Origin of the sequence: Exiguobacterium sp. s125 (genome assembly GCF_018618605.1) — a bacterium.
In the GTDB taxonomy this organism is placed as follows: domain Bacteria; phylum Bacillota; class Bacilli; order Exiguobacteriales; family Exiguobacteriaceae; genus Exiguobacterium_A; species Exiguobacterium_A oxidotolerans.
Genome location: NZ_JACSMI010000010.1, coordinates 1 through 14145, shown reverse-complemented (window position 1 = coordinate 14145; position 14145 = coordinate 1). Strand labels below are relative to the sequence as shown.

The following is a 14145-nucleotide window of genomic DNA, read 5'->3' as shown; positions in this document are numbered from 1 at the left end:
TAATTCCGAATATTCACTAGTGAATATATCATTTTCATACGGATATTATCAATGGTTTTCGCCTAAAAGACGAACGACGTAGACTTCGTTACAAAAACCTCTTAAGCCATTATAGAGACGTTGGGCCCGGTTTTCGTGTTCCGTCAACGCGAAGACCGTCGGACCACTCCCGCTCATCAAGACACCTTCCGCCCCGCAACTCGTCATGAAATCCTTGATTTGCTCGACTTCCGGGTGCATCGGTAACGTGACCGACTCAAGAACATTTCCGAGTGATTGACAAATCGCCGTAAAATCCTGCTCTTTAACAGCTGTAATCATCGCTTCGACATCCGGTCGTTTGGCCGTCGTCAAATCGAGTGCGCCATAAACGTCTGCCGTCGACACACCAATCGTTGGTTTCGCAAGCACGACCCAGCACGGAGGCGGAGCAATCAATTTTTCAAGCTTTTCACCACGTCCTGTCGCGATCGCCGTCCCACCCATGACACAAAACGGGACATCCGAACCGACTTCCGCGCCGATTTCTGCGAGTTGTTCGAGCGTCAATCCGAGCTGCCATAAATCATTCAAACCGCGTAATGTCGCGGCAGCGTCACTCGATCCACCCGCGAGACCCGCTGCGACCGGAATTTGTTTCTCAAGGTAAATCTCTACTCCAGCCTGGATGTTAAATTTTTTCTTCAAGACGGCTGCCGCCTTGTAAGCCAAGTTCCGCTCATCGTTCGGAACATAGGCGTGCTGTGCATTCATTCGAATCTCGCCTGACGAAAGTTCCGTCAACTCTAAGCGGTCTGCCAAGTCCACTGTCGTCATCACCATATGTACATCATGGTAACCATCTGTCCGCTTCGCCGTCGCATCCAACACTAAATTGATTTTCGCTGGTGCCTTTACAATAATCGTCATCGTGCCGTTCCTCCTCTAGTACGTATCCTGTACGAATTGTATCAACCTTTCCACAAAAAAAGAAGCGAACATTTCTGTCCGCTTCGGAAGGTAAGTTTACGAATTCGCAAATTCGATTTGTACGGAGTCGGTTAACACGTCAGCGTAGCTATAAGAAACTCGCTCGACATTGTGGCGCTCTGCGTCTAGCTTGACTACAAACACCGAAGGATACGTCTCAACGAGCGTTCCGATTCGGGTTACGACCTTTTTACGACCGCCGCTTGCTTTTAGCGTCAGTCTTTCACCAACATGTGTTTCGAAAACATGTCTGATTTCGTTCAACGTCTTTGGCATACGCTTCACCTCACTAATATTTATTATAGCATATTAATTAAATATTAGAAAGGGCAAATATTATATCTTTTCTTCCCGCTACCGTCAACGTTTTTTAATCGGCAAAAGTGCGTCCGCGAGCTGTGCGAATTCCTGCAAGCTGAGCGTTTCACCACGACGTCTTGGGTCGATACCTGCTTCATGCAACGCGGCTTCGACAGCTTCTTTTTCTGCTTTTCCGAAGTGGCTCGACAAATTATTTAAAATCGTTTTCCGGCGCTGGGCAAAACTCGCACGCGCAACTTCGAAGAATAATTTTTCATCTTTCGTTTGGACGGCCGGTTCTTTTCGGATGTTCAAGCGGATGACAGCCGAATCGACGTTCGGAGCGGGAATGAAGACTTGCTTCGGCACCGTGAAACAGACTTCCGCTTCCGCATAGTATTGAATCGCAATCGATAATGAACCATACGCTTTTGTACCTGGTTTCGCACCGATCCGTTCCGCGACTTCCTTTTGAATCATCATGATGAGTGTCCGGAATGGTGCTTTCGCCTCTAATATCCGCATGATGATAGGTGTTGTGACATAGTACGGTAAGTTTGCGACGACCGCAAGATCCGTAATTCCTTCTTGTGTGAACTCCTCGTTGACAATCGTTTCGAGATCCAGTTCAAGTGCATCTCCATGGATGATTTTGACGTTCGGATAAGGTGAGAGCGAATCATCTAAAATCGGTAACAGCCGTTGGTCGATTTCAAGGGCGACGACTTTTTTCGCCTGTTTCGCGGACTGTTCCGTCAACGACCCGATTCCCGGTCCGATCTCAAGAACACCGCTCTCCTTTGTTAACGAAGCAGCGCCGACAATGTTCGCGAGTACGTTCAAATCGATTAAAAAGTTTTGTCCTAAGGACTTCTTAAATGAAAATCCGTGTCGCGCGAGGATTTCCTTCGTCCGGTGTAGTGTTGCGATGTCTTTCAATCTTGTTCCTCCTCTAACTGTCTCAGTGCAGCTTCCCATTCCTCTTTTGTGATCCGAATCGAAGCGACGCGTTTGACGAGTTGTTTCGCATTCGGTTCACCGATTGCGAGCAACTGTCCGAGCCGACGTCTGCGTGACGATGCTGATGGACCACCGATTAAGTCTGCTGCAAGTATCATATCCCGTGTCACTTCTGCGACATGGACTTCTTCTGTTTCATAAACGGCTGCGAGTGCACGTTCGATTGCCTGCGGTGAAGCATGCTCGACACCGATTTTACCGCGTTTATCTTTTGCGTCCGCACGTGGCAGATAGGCTTGTTTGCATCCCGGAACACGTTCATTGATACGTGCGCGAATCCGGTCACCCGGAAAGTCTGGATCCGTGAAGACGATGACGCCTCGGCGTTCGAGTGCTTTTTCAATTCGTTGTAACGTTTGCTCATTGACGGCAGAGCCGTTCGTTTCAATTGTATCGACATTGAATACTTCCTGTAGTCGTGTCGTATCGTCACGTCCTTCGACGACGATGACTTCTTTTAAGCGTTTTTGCATCAATTCTTCTCCACCTTCTTCAAACACTTCCGTAATTGTACCTGTTTCCACGAAAAAAACAAGGAAGCGTCAACTGCCCGCTTCCGTGCCCGACTCATTCGGAATGACCCAAAGCTTGACGGTCTTCCGCCCGAACGTCTTCGCCGTCTGTTCGTCACTGACGAGGACATCAATTTTATTGCCTTTAATGGCACCGCCCGTATCGAGCGCGACCGCCAGTCCGACCCCCTCGACATACACTTTCGTCCCGAGCGGAATTACTTTCGGGTCGACGGCGACGATCGGTAACCCTTGATAGGTGATTGTATCCGTGACATCGTACCCCGTCGCTGTCAATGCGCGCCCATCATACAATTGACTCCCGTTCGATGCCGGGTCATTCGTATAGGCCGTCGCCTCGACCATCAGCGTCTTCGCATTCTTGAAGTCTAAGTCTGCCGTGACTTCCGGTGCGACCGTCAATGGCGTCGTTGCCTCCTCTTCATTGAAGACAGGTGCCGGTGTTTCTACTCGTTCAATCGGTTTTGTTCCGACTTTAATGATTTGTTTCACCGGTTCACTCGTTACTTCATCGGTCAGTAACTTCTTCTCTTTACTGAGCCCGTCAGCGAGCGTCAATTCGTACTTTTGGGTCCGGATTCCAGGACGCCCCGTCGTCGTTACAAGTTGTTGTCCTTTCGGTAATGTCGGATCTTCTACTTGCTCGACATCGAACGGAAGCAACTGTTCTTCCGTTAAGGTCGCCCGTCGCGTCGTATTGACGGTGACGAGCGTATCTTCCGAGACAACGGTATCAAGGCTCGGCGCAACACGGTCTGTTGCTTGTAACGTCACTCCTTGTTTCGCAAGGAGCTCACGGACGGTCGTTTGGTACGTATAGACTTGACTGGCTCGTCCTCCGATGACGATGTCAACCGGAAATGCTTCACGGAATCGGACTGTCATCCCGGTCGTCAAGACGGCATGAATCGAAGGGTATACATCATCGGTATCGGCTTGGACGATGCCACGTTCCTTCAATAAATCCGATACAAGACGAGCATGTGTCCGAACCGTCTGTGCTTGCCCGTATCCGACAATCATCGTAATTTCTTTTGCACGTTGGATGACAATCAAACCATTCTTTGGTAAATCCGCACTGCGCGAAGGTTCGATGTTATCCTCCGCTCGCACTTCGATTCCATTTTCCCGTAAGACACCATAGACTGATGTTTCTATCGTCTTGACGTGTTGTTCTTGTCCGTCGATCATGATAGTGACGTCACGCGGATGATCCATCGCCAAGTAGATTAGAATCGCAATTAACAATAAGGCACACCCTGTCGCGATATAAGAGAACGAACGCATCATGGTAAACGGAAGACCCGCTTCGCGTTTTCTGTTGTCGCTTGTTCGATATCGGCATACATCATGCCACGCAGTTGCGCGATTTCTTCCGCCACGAACCGGACGTACGCCGGTTCATTCCGTTTGCCGCGGTATGGTGTCGGTGTCAGGTAAGGACAATCTGTCTCGACGAGTAACCGATCAAGCGGAACTTCTTGAGCGACACGTTTTGGCATCTTCGCATTTTTAAACGTTACCGGTCCACCGAGCGAAATATAAAAGTTCATCGCTAGGCAACGGGGTAAGAGCTCGGCACTCATGCTGTAGCTATGGAGAATCCCACCGACTTCTTTCGCGTCTTCTTCTTCGAGAATACGTAACGTATCTTCCGTTGCTTCCCGGTTGTGAATGACGATTGGCTTATTCTTTTTCTTCGCAAGTTGAATTTGTTTACGAAACGCAGCTTCCTGGACATCTTTTGGTGACGTATCCCAGTGATAATCAAGACCAATCTCACCGAGGGCGACGACTTTCTCATGGTCCATGAGGCGCTCGACTTTCGCGTACGCTGCATCGTCGAAATCGATTGAATCGACGGGATGCCAACCGATGACGGCATACAGATCATCATACTGTTCAACAAGTTCCATCGCCCGGTCGATTGTCTTATGATCGAATCCGACGACGATCATCGGTGAGACTCCGTTCGCGCGTGCGCGTTCAATCGTTTCTTCGACGTCTCCGTCGAACTGATCGGAATTTAAATGTGTGTGTGTATCGATTAACAATATCCTCAACTCCTTTTTCAAAAAAATGCCTGTGACGTGAAGTCCACAGGCATCTGAATTATTTTACACTGGCACCGTTCGCCATCGTTGACGGGACGGTCGCTAGTTCAAGTTTACCTGATTTTTCAGCCGCAAGCACCATACCTTGCGATAATTCGCCACGGAGAGTGACCGGCTTCAAGTTCGCGACGACGATGACCTTCCGACCGACCAGGTCTTCCGGCTCGTACCATTCAGCGATGCCTGAAACGATCTGGCGTGTTTCTTTCCCCATGTCGACCGTTAACTTTAACAGTTTTTTTGCTTTTTTGATTTTTTCTGCTGTGACGACTTCGCCGACACGCAGCTCAATTTGATCAAAGACATCAATTGTCGTTTCCGGACGAACATCCTCATCTGTTTCTTCGACTTCTTCTTCCTCAACTCGGGCAGCAGATGCCTGTTGCATCATTTCGACGATTGCTTCAACTTCCTCTTTCATGTCGCGGCGCGGGAAAATCGGTTCAGCAATCCCGACTTTTGTTCCTTCTTCAATCGACGCGAACTGTGCGAGTGCTTCCCAGTTCATCGGCTGACCAGCAAGACCAAGCTGACGGAACATCTCGGTCGGAGATTGTGTCATGAACGGTTGCAACATGATCGCGACGTGACGCAGCGTTCCGACGAGGTGGACCATGACCGAGCCGAGTTCATCCGTCTTCGTTTCGTCTTTCGCGAGTACCCACGGTTGTGTCTCGTCGATATATTTATTCGCGCGACTGATTAATTGCCACACGTGCGCTAAGGCAACCGAGAATTCCATATGCTCCATCGAAGCCTCGACCTTCTCGACTGTTTCTTTCGCAAGCGTCGACAATGTCGCATCGAACGGCGTGACATTTCCCGCATAGGTCGGGATGACCCCATCAAAGTATTTCGTGACCATCGCAATCGTCCGGTTGAGTAAGTTCCCGAGATCATTCGCGAGATCGAAGTTCATCCGCTCAACGAATGCTTCGGGTGTGAACATCCCATCTGAGCCGAAAGGAACTTCGCGTAAGAGATAATAACGAAGAGCATCAAGACCATAACGGTCAATCATCGGAATCGGGTCAACAACATTGCCTTTTGATTTCGACATCTTCCCATCTTTCATCAACAACCAGCCGTGCGCGAAAACTTGTTTCGGCAATGGGAGATCGAGTGCCATCAAGAGTGCCGGCCAAACGATCGTATGGAAACGAACGATTTCTTTTCCGACGAGATGAACGTCTGCTGGCCAGTACTTGTCGAAGTTCCCTTGATCATCCGTTCCGTAACCGAGTGACGAGATGTAGTTCGTCAAGGCATCAACCCAAACGTAGACGACGTGTTTCGGATTCGACGGGACTTTAACGCCCCAGTCAAATGTCGTCCGTGAGACGGCGAGATCTTGGAGACCTGGTTTAATGAAGTTGTTGATCATTTCATTCTTCCGTGATTCCGGTAAGATGAATGATGGGTTCGCTTCAAAGTATTCGACTAAACGATCGGCATACTTACTAATTCGGAAGAAATAACATTCCTCACGAACAAGTTCGACGGGATGGCCGCTATCTGGGCTTTTTCCATCCACTAACTGCGATTCCGTGTAATACGTCTCGTCCGGAATCGAATACCAGCCTTCATATTCACCAAGATAGATGTCACCTTTTTCAAGTAATGTCTCAAAAACGTGTTCGACGACTTTCTTGTGGCGTGGTTCTGTCGTTCGAATGTAATCGTCATACGAGATGTCGAGACGATCCCACAGGACTTTAATCTGCTCGACGACACCGTCGACGAATGCTTGTTCAGAAATACCTGCTTCAGCTGCTTTTTCCTGAATTTTTTGTCCGTGTTCATCCGTTCCTGTTAAGTAACGTACATCGAATCCTTGAAGACGTTTATAACGGGCCATCGCGTCTCCTGCGACCGTCGTGTACGCATGACCGATATGTAGCTTCGCGCTAGGATAATAAATCGGTGTCGTGATATAAAATGTTTTTGACATGTTATTCCTCCGTTCTATTGTTCATTCCATTATTATACGCTGTTCTATCGCCGCTGTCGAAACTCGTTTTTTGTCGAATCAAAACATTTTTTGACATCAGACATCAAATTACAAAAAAACACACTCAATAGTTTGAATTCCTTTAAAAAGGGAAAATCTATTAATAAATCGTTTCAATTATGGCTTTTTTGAGAAATAAATGACATTTTGATTTCAAGCTATTCGGATTGGTTGACTACTTTTGGAAAGTTTAGTATTCTACATTCTATAGAAGTGATGTCGAATTTTGACGATTTTTTAAAAAATACAGAGACTTAGACATCCAGAGGAGGAACAACAAAATGAAATCAACAGGTATTGTACGTAAAGTAGACGAGCTCGGCCGGGTAGTCATTCCAATTGAACTTCGCCGCACACTCCAAATCGCAGAGAAAGATGCACTCGAAATCTACGTCGATAACGAGCAAATCATTCTTAAAAAATACAAACCAAACATGACTTGCCAAGTTACTGGTGAAGTATCAGAAGATAACTTCAAATTGGCAGACGGAAAATTAATTCTCTCTCCAGACGGCGCACAACGTGTCCTCGTTGAGTTAAAAGATTTCCTCGATCGTCATTACGCAGGAAACGAATAAAACCAAGAAGGAAGCGCGCCGATTCGGTACGCTTCCTTTTTTCATTTCGATTCGTGATAAGACAGGTATAAGGCTTGTCGGTCAAGTCCCCGTTCCTTCGCAACACGTTTTAACGCTGCATTCGGTTTTTCACCGTCTGCGATATACCGTTCGATTTGATCGAGTGGATTTGCCTCTTGCTGGATTTCACTCGGACGTTCTTCCGTCGTTCCTTCGACGATGACGACAAATTCGCCCCGGACCTCTTCTGACGCCCAGTCTAACGCTTCCGTCACCGATCCACGAATGTATTCTTCATAACGTTTCGTCAATTCACGGGCGAGCGTGAGTTGGCGATCACCGAGTATTTCGAGGACACCTCCAAGCATTTCCTTTAGCCGATGGGGTGCTTCATAAAATATCAATGTTCCTTGCTCATAACGTAACGTCTCGAGTGCTTCACGCCGCTCTTTTTTCTTGCGTGGTAAAAAGCCGTAATATAAAAAACGTTCCGTCGGTAGACCTGACGCGACGAGGGCCGTCAATGCCGCATTCGCACCCGGTAAGACGACGACCGGAATGTCTGCTGCAATCGCGAGTCGGATTAAGTCGCTCCCCGGATCGGAAATCCCGGGCATTCCAGCGTCGGAGACGAGGGCGACCTGTTTCCCCGACAATAAGTCTTCGAGCAGCCGTTCACCGCTAACTTGCTTATTGTGTTCGTGATAACTGACGAGTTTCGTGTCGATTTCAAAGTGATTGCACAATTTCATCGTCTGGCGTGTGTCTTCTGCCGCGATGATATCGGCCTCTTGTAAGATGCGGACGGCTCGATACGTCATATCCTCTAAGTTCCCGATTGGCGTCGGTACGATATATAAGCCGTTCGTTTGATCCTTAAAACTGCTGGTCGCCTTCATGACGTCCCTCCTTGAATAAGCTGTTCTTTTTTCGCACGCGTCAATTGTTTGATCGCATACTCGCGTTTCAGCGCTTCCGATTTCGTTTCAAACGTCTCTGTGTACGCAAGGACGACCGGTAGCCGCGCCCGTGTGTACTTGGCACCCTGCCCCGTGTTGTGCGTCGCAACACGCTTCTCGACATCGACGGCATATCCCGTATACAGACTCCCATCACGGCAACGCACGATATACACCGCATGCTTAGACATTCAGATGTTCCCGCATTTGTAAGGTATACGTGTCATCTTGCTCGTAGACGATGAACGGGGGTAACATCTTCAAGCCCGGTTTTGCATCCTTGATGCCTTCAATCAACAGCATGTTCGCTTCTTTCCCTGCCTTCGGATAAATCAATTGCATCCGCTTCGGCTCAATCCGGTACTGACGCATCAGCGTCACGATGTCGAGTAAACGTTCCGGACGATGGACGAATGCCGTTTTCCCGCCTTGTTTAAGTAAGTCGGCGGCTGAACGAATGCAATCTTCAAGTGTACATAACACTTCATGCCGGGCAATCGTATAGTGTTCACTCTCATTTCGGTTCGATGATTCATGTGCTAAAAAATACGGCGGATTGCAGGTCACGACATCATAGGCACCGTATCCGAGTTGTTTCCCGGCCGTTTTGACATCCCCCTCAATCATTTGGAGCTGTCCCGCTTTTTCGTTCAACTCGATACTACGGCGTGCCATCTCGACGAGGCGCGGTTGAATTTCGAGTCCCGTGATCGTTCCGTTCGTCCGGTACGATAAAAAGAGCGGAATCGCACCGTTTCCGGCACACAAATCGACCAACTTACCTTGGCGGATCGGGACCCAGACGAATTGCGCGAGTAACGCGGCATCCAGTGAATACGAAAAGACGGTCGGACTTTGAATGATGCGACCGTCTCTTCCGAGGAGATGATCGAGTCGCTCATCTGGTAATAATTCAAGCATAGGTGTCTTCCTTTCTGAAAAAAAGACTGACTCCTAGGAAGTCAGCCTCTCAATGTTTCGTTAACATGGACAAGCAGAACAGGCAATCCCCGTCTTTACGGACTTGACCGTAGTGCAAGTTACAAATGTGGAATCCTTCTTGATAGAGGCGACCGAGGTTATCGTATCCGGCACCTACTAACGCTTCGGCTTCCGCTTCTTCTGTAATCGGTTGTTGTTCGTCTCGCTCCACCTTCTCACGCAGGTGATGATTTTCGAGGTAGAGGTGTTGATTTTCCTCCATCATGTAAGCAAGCTGATCTTTTAATACGCTCAGATGCTCAGTCAGCAAATGAATCTGTTGCTCGATCGCATCGACACGCGTAATGATTTCTTTTTTATCGACTCTCTCCACGCGTATGCACCCCGTCATTCTTTTGGTCGTTTTTGTTTTACGGCACCGACGGATAACAATTCTTCCATCGAATAAGTCAGAACGCGGGAACGGTCTTTCAGTTCAATTTGAACTACTTGATCGAGGATGTTCAATCCGACGACACGACCTTCGCCTTCTGGTACAGTCAGACGTTTTCCGTAATCCGGTAGATCACGTCGCATTTCTTCATACGTATCGTTCTCGTATTTCAAACAGCACATTAAACGGCCACAGACCCCGGAAATCTTCGTTGGGTTCAGTGATAAGTTTTGATCTTTCGCCATCTTGATTGAGACCGGCTCAAATTCACCTAAGAACGATGAACAACAAAGGACACGGCCGCACGGACCGATTCCACCGAGCAATTTCGCTTCATCACGAACTCCGATTTGGCGCAACTCAATCCGTGTCCGGAAGACTGCTGCTAAATCTTTAACGAGTTCCCGGAAGTCGACGCGACCTTCCGCTGTGAAGTAAAAGATGACTTTATTACGATCAAACGTATATTCGACGTCCACGAGTTTCATATCGAGCTTATGTTCGCGAATCTTTTCGACACACACTGCATGTGCATCAAGTGCTGCTACTTTATTTTCACGGACGATCATTGCATCTTTATCATCAGCAATCCGAAGAATTGATTTTAATGGTAAGACCACATCTTCCTCGTCCATTTGTTTATCGGCGATTACCACTTCGCCATATTCAATGCCCCGTACTGTCTCCACGATGACGGCTTGTCCTCGTGATAATGACTCTTGTCCAGGTGCAAAATAATAAATTTTGCCCGCTTCTTTAAAGCGAACGCCTACTACTTCTAGCATATCGCTCTACCCTTTCTGTAAGTCAAACATGAGACGCTCAACTGTTAATTGAGGATTAACATTCGCTTCGACCCGTTTGACGGCTGCAAGTACTGCCTGCAACCAGCGGGTGATCGTCGCCTGACTCTTTCCACCCATCTGCTCAAGTAATGGTCGGCTATTTGTATACGTAATGATCTCCCATGATGGATTCAACTTCAGATGCAAGGCATCTTCGAAGAAACATGTCACGAGTTCTAGACCAATCCGGACGTCTTGCCGATTCTTAAATTGATTAATCCACTTCTCTTGAACGAACAAAGGCAAATCTGCCGGACGATTCGCTAATTCCTCCATCAATTGTAACACTGACGCTCGCGCATTTACAAACCAGTCTTCGATTAAGGCTTGCTCCGCATCATCAATTTTTGAATAGACGCGCGCTGCAAGTTGGGTTAACTCCGCATCTCGGGACGTTTTATCCGATAAAACTTGTCCAATCATCACACGATCGGCCGGTCGAAAACTTAACAGTTGTCCACGAGAACGAATCGTCGGTAATAACAGTTGCGGTTGATTCGTTAGTAGAATCGCTACTTTTCCTTCGCCCGGTTCTTCGAAGAACTTCAATAAACTATTCGCTGCTTGTGGAGTCATCCGGTGCGCTTGCGTCACGACATAGATTTGCCGATCCCCTTCTAACCCCCGAAGTGACAAGTCATGCATCAATTGCTGGATTTGTTCTTTTTTGATGGTTGCCCCATCTGGCTCAATCTGGTAGTAATCGACAAGATTTCCGCTATCCATCCGTCGACAGCTTCGGCATTCATTACACGGCTCTACTTGATCTTTCCGCTCACAAAATAAACTCTTGGCGAACAATTGAGCCGCTTCCAAAAGAAGCGGCTCATAGTCTCCCGTAAAGATATAAGCATGATTGATTCGATTTGCTCGTAAAGAATTTTGAAGAATCGTCGAGATGACAGATTGTGTTTGTTCGAGCTCATGAAATGTCCGCATCAGAACTGATGAAACCCTTCAATCGGCAAGACAAAGACTGTCGCGCCTCCGACTTGAACTTCAACCGGATAGGGAATATACGAGTCGGCGTGTCCTCCCATTGGTGAGATCGGCGAGACCATTTGATCGCGGCTCGAACAATTTTTCTTGATCAAACGCATCAAATCGTCAACGCGTTCACTTTGAACCCCAATCATGAATGTCGTGTTACCTTCTTTTAAAAAGCCGCCCGTCGTCGCAAGTTTAGTTGCCCGAAAATCATTTTCAACAAGCGCTTCTGCTAAACGTAAGCTATCTTTATCTTGAACAATCGTAATGACCATTTTCATGATAATCTCTCCCTTTTCTTCAAATAGGCTAACACATCTTCTAACAATAGCGACTGGACTGCTTCAATCGATTGATTGGCGTCAATCAATCGAATGCGTTCCGGTTCTGACGCGGCTAATGATAAAAAGCCATGATAGACACGCTCTCTGAATGCATCATCACGTTGCTCGATCCGGTCAAGCGCCCCTCGTTCAATCATTCGTCTTTTCGAGTCCATGACCGTCAAGTCAAACAAGTACGTTCGATCAGGGGTTAATCCTCCTGTTGCTTGCTGATTGACGTTACGGATCTGTTCAATTGAATACCCGAGTCCATATCCTTGATACGCAATCGAGGCATCAACGAAACGATCACATAAAACGACAGTCCCAGCTGTAAGTGACGGACGAATCAATTCATTGACGTGCTGCGCCCGTGACGCCGCATACAATAAAATTTCTGTCATTTCATCCATCTCCGTGAAATCTGGATTCAGAATCAACGAACGGATTTCATTCCCAACGCGTGTGCCGCCTGGCTCTCGTGTCATGATGACCTGATAACCCTCTTTTTTTAATGCTTCTGCCATCAATTGAAGCTGTGTCGTTTTTCCTGCGCCATCTGGTCCTTCGACTGTAATAAACGTTCCCTTCATTCAACAAACCCTTCCTCTATGACACGCAACGTACCTTCTTGCAAAGACTCTCCACCCTGAAGATGGACGGATGCGGCTATATGATGCTCAATACATACTATCTGTTCTTTTGTCACACGCTCTCCTCGCAACAAGACTGGAATACCTGGCGGATATGGAATAATCGTTTCAAGTGCAATCTGACCAATCGTTTCACGAAGCGGAAGAATCCGATATTCCCTCTCCTCTAACTGATCCAGTGGGCAAGCGAGTGAAGATACTTTTATTTTACCCATAATTGATTGCTCGATATACCTTTTTGAGGGAATTCCTTTCATTTTCAACTTTTCAATCGCATCTTTTACCTGTCTTAACCACTGAGTTCGGACAGTTTCCGATAATTTGTGAAGAGGTAAAATGCAGACGACAAATGAAGCTAAAGCAAACTCTGCATCTATTTTTTCATTGGCTAATGCATCGAGTAACTGTTCTCCGGAATAGTCCTCATAGGAAAGAATCACGCGTGACCAATCATCAAAAGTAAAAGCATGCATTCCATCTAGTCCGTCGAGTTCGTCTTTGAACAGTTGATGACTGTTCCGGACCTCTTCCATTTCATCAATCGTCCACTGCTGTCGATAGTATCGAGCATAATCGAGCGAAGCCATGATGAGATACGAAGGGCTTGATGTTTGAAACGACTGGAGTGCATGGTGGAGCTTACGACGTTGTACGTCCGTTAATCGCTCATGAATCCAAGCCCCCATCGTTAATGCCGGTAACGTCTTATGAGCAGATTGGACGACAGCTGTAGCACCCTGTTCAAAGGCTGAGCGGATTCCAACTGCTTCTCCAAAATGTGCACCATGTGCCTCATCAACTAATAATGGTATTTTATAACGTGCTGTCACTGCTACGATTTCTTCGATAGCTGCTGTTTCTCCATAGTAACTCGGTGAAGTTAAAAATACCGCGACTCCATCCGGATAAGATGTTAACGCTTCCTTTAATGTTTCACGTGAAACATTGCCGGCGATTTGTGTTTCTTCATCATACTCAGGGCTCATGAAGATTGGAGACAATCCTAACCATTCGAGTGCATTAAAAATCGACTTATGTGAATTTCTCTGAACGTAGACGCGATCTCCTCGTTTAGTCACAGCCGCAAGCATTGCCCAGTTACCACTTGTTGAACCATTGATTAAAAAATGACTATCTTCCGAATCATAGACTTCACGCAACAATACTTTTGCTTCTAGAATCGCTTCTGTCGGATGGTGAAAATCATCTAAGCCAGCTAGTTCTGTTTTATCCCATTCCAAAAAACTAGGTAGACCTAATACGATTGATCCATTTTTATGACCAGGAACGTGCCAAGATGTTGCCTTACGTTCGACATGTCGCTTAAGTGCCTCAATGATTGGAAGCTGACTTTTCATGAAATACACCTCTTGTTTTTAAAATACAAAAGACCGACCTGCAAGATGCAGATCGGTCCTTTTCAATTGCCTGGCAACGTCCTATCCTCACAGGGGGAAGCCCCCAACTACTTTCGGCGT

General features: G+C 47.2%; 17 protein-coding genes. 1 reads left to right on the top strand and 16 read right to left on the bottom strand.

The genetic code is table 11. The features are described from left to right. Positions 1 to 48: 48 nt before the first annotated feature. The 7 genes from ispE to metG form a co-directional block, all read right to left on the bottom strand. Positions 49 to 909 carry a 4-(cytidine 5'-diphospho)-2-C-methyl-D-erythritol kinase gene (ispE, locus tag KNQ05_RS15115; RefSeq protein ID WP_088835970.1) on the bottom strand — a complete coding sequence of 287 codons (861 nt, stop codon included), beginning with the start codon at positions 907 to 909 and terminating at the stop codon, positions 49 to 51. 96 nt (positions 910 to 1005) lie between these two features. Next, on the bottom strand, positions 1006 to 1245 hold the full coding sequence (locus KNQ05_RS15110) for a Veg family protein (RefSeq protein WP_012368950.1): 240 nt from the start codon (positions 1243 to 1245) through the stop codon (positions 1006 to 1008). Between the two features lie 84 nt (positions 1246 to 1329). Then, complete coding sequence (gene rsmA / locus KNQ05_RS15105; RefSeq protein ID WP_029332205.1) at positions 1330 to 2208, bottom strand: 16S rRNA (adenine(1518)-N(6)/adenine(1519)-N(6))-dimethyltransferase RsmA; 879 nt, start codon at positions 2206 to 2208, stop codon at positions 1330 to 1332. After that, the gene (gene rnmV, locus KNQ05_RS15100) at positions 2205 to 2762 is read right to left on the bottom strand and encodes a ribonuclease M5 (protein WP_088838386.1); all 558 of its coding nucleotides are present in this window, start codon (positions 2760 to 2762) and stop codon (positions 2205 to 2207) included. The genes rsmA and rnmV overlap by 4 nt, the downstream gene beginning before the upstream one ends. Before the next feature lie 69 nt (positions 2763 to 2831). Next, on the bottom strand, positions 2832 to 4112 hold the full coding sequence (locus tag KNQ05_RS15790; RefSeq protein ID WP_088835969.1) for a 3D domain-containing protein: 1281 nt from the start codon (positions 4110 to 4112) through the stop codon (positions 2832 to 2834). After that, the gene (locus KNQ05_RS15090; RefSeq protein ID WP_088835968.1) at positions 4109 to 4876 is read right to left on the bottom strand and encodes a TatD family hydrolase; all 768 of its coding nucleotides are present in this window, start codon (positions 4874 to 4876) and stop codon (positions 4109 to 4111) included. Before KNQ05_RS15090 ends, KNQ05_RS15790 begins: the two co-directional genes overlap by 4 nt. 58 nt (positions 4877 to 4934) lie before the next feature. Continuing rightward, on the bottom strand, positions 4935 to 6887 hold the full coding sequence (gene metG / locus KNQ05_RS15085; RefSeq protein WP_214767919.1) for a methionine--tRNA ligase: 1953 nt from the start codon (positions 6885 to 6887) through the stop codon (positions 4935 to 4937). A 341-nt stretch (positions 6888 to 7228) separates the two neighbouring features. Here metG and KNQ05_RS15080 point away from each other — a divergent pair, with 341 nt between their 5' ends. Beyond that, the gene (locus KNQ05_RS15080) at positions 7229 to 7525 is read left to right on the top strand and encodes a transition state genes transcriptional regulator AbrB (protein ID WP_012368944.1); all 297 of its coding nucleotides are present in this window, start codon (positions 7229 to 7231) and stop codon (positions 7523 to 7525) included. A 41-nt stretch (positions 7526 to 7566) separates the two neighbouring features. On the opposite strand, the gene rsmI is transcribed toward KNQ05_RS15080, so the two are convergent. The 9 genes from rsmI to KNQ05_RS15035 are packed head-to-tail and all read right to left on the bottom strand — an operon-like array spanning position 7567 to position 14025. Further along, on the bottom strand, positions 7567 to 8424 hold the full coding sequence (rsmI, locus tag KNQ05_RS15075; protein WP_214767922.1) for a 16S rRNA (cytidine(1402)-2'-O)-methyltransferase: 858 nt from the start codon (positions 8422 to 8424) through the stop codon (positions 7567 to 7569). After that, positions 8421 to 8675, bottom strand: a complete 255-nt coding sequence (locus KNQ05_RS15070) for a GIY-YIG nuclease family protein (RefSeq protein ID WP_088835965.1) — start codon at positions 8673 to 8675, stop codon at positions 8421 to 8423. The genes rsmI and KNQ05_RS15070 overlap by 4 nt, the downstream gene beginning before the upstream one ends. After that, on the bottom strand, positions 8668 to 9405 hold the full coding sequence (locus KNQ05_RS15065; RefSeq protein ID WP_214767925.1) for a tRNA1(Val) (adenine(37)-N6)-methyltransferase: 738 nt from the start codon (positions 9403 to 9405) through the stop codon (positions 8668 to 8670). The genes KNQ05_RS15070 and KNQ05_RS15065 overlap by 8 nt, the downstream gene beginning before the upstream one ends. A gap of 49 nt (positions 9406 to 9454) precedes the next feature. Further along, the gene (yabA, locus tag KNQ05_RS15060) at positions 9455 to 9817 is read right to left on the bottom strand and encodes a DNA replication initiation control protein YabA (RefSeq protein WP_029332197.1); all 363 of its coding nucleotides are present in this window, start codon (positions 9815 to 9817) and stop codon (positions 9455 to 9457) included. Further along, positions 9814 to 10644, bottom strand: a complete 831-nt coding sequence (locus KNQ05_RS15055) for a PSP1 domain-containing protein (protein WP_029332196.1) — start codon at positions 10642 to 10644, stop codon at positions 9814 to 9816. The genes yabA and KNQ05_RS15055 overlap by 4 nt, the downstream gene beginning before the upstream one ends. Positions 10645 to 10650: 6 nt before the next feature. Beyond that, positions 10651 to 11643, bottom strand: a complete 993-nt coding sequence (locus KNQ05_RS15050) for a DNA polymerase III subunit delta' (protein WP_088835963.1) — start codon at positions 11641 to 11643, stop codon at positions 10651 to 10653. Further along, positions 11643 to 11972: a cyclic-di-AMP receptor gene (locus tag KNQ05_RS15045; protein ID WP_029332194.1), complete on the bottom strand. Its 330-nt coding sequence runs from the start codon at positions 11970 to 11972 to the stop codon at positions 11643 to 11645. Before KNQ05_RS15045 ends, KNQ05_RS15050 begins: the two co-directional genes overlap by 1 nt. Next, a complete protein-coding gene (gene tmk / locus KNQ05_RS15040; RefSeq protein WP_088835962.1) occupies positions 11969 to 12607 on the bottom strand; it encodes a dTMP kinase in 639 nt (212 codons plus the stop codon). Before tmk ends, KNQ05_RS15045 begins: the two co-directional genes overlap by 4 nt. Further along, complete coding sequence (locus tag KNQ05_RS15035) at positions 12604 to 14025, bottom strand: aminotransferase class I/II-fold pyridoxal phosphate-dependent enzyme (protein ID WP_214806002.1); 1422 nt, start codon at positions 14023 to 14025, stop codon at positions 12604 to 12606. Before KNQ05_RS15035 ends, tmk begins: the two co-directional genes overlap by 4 nt. Positions 14026 to 14145: the final 120 nt, after the last annotated feature.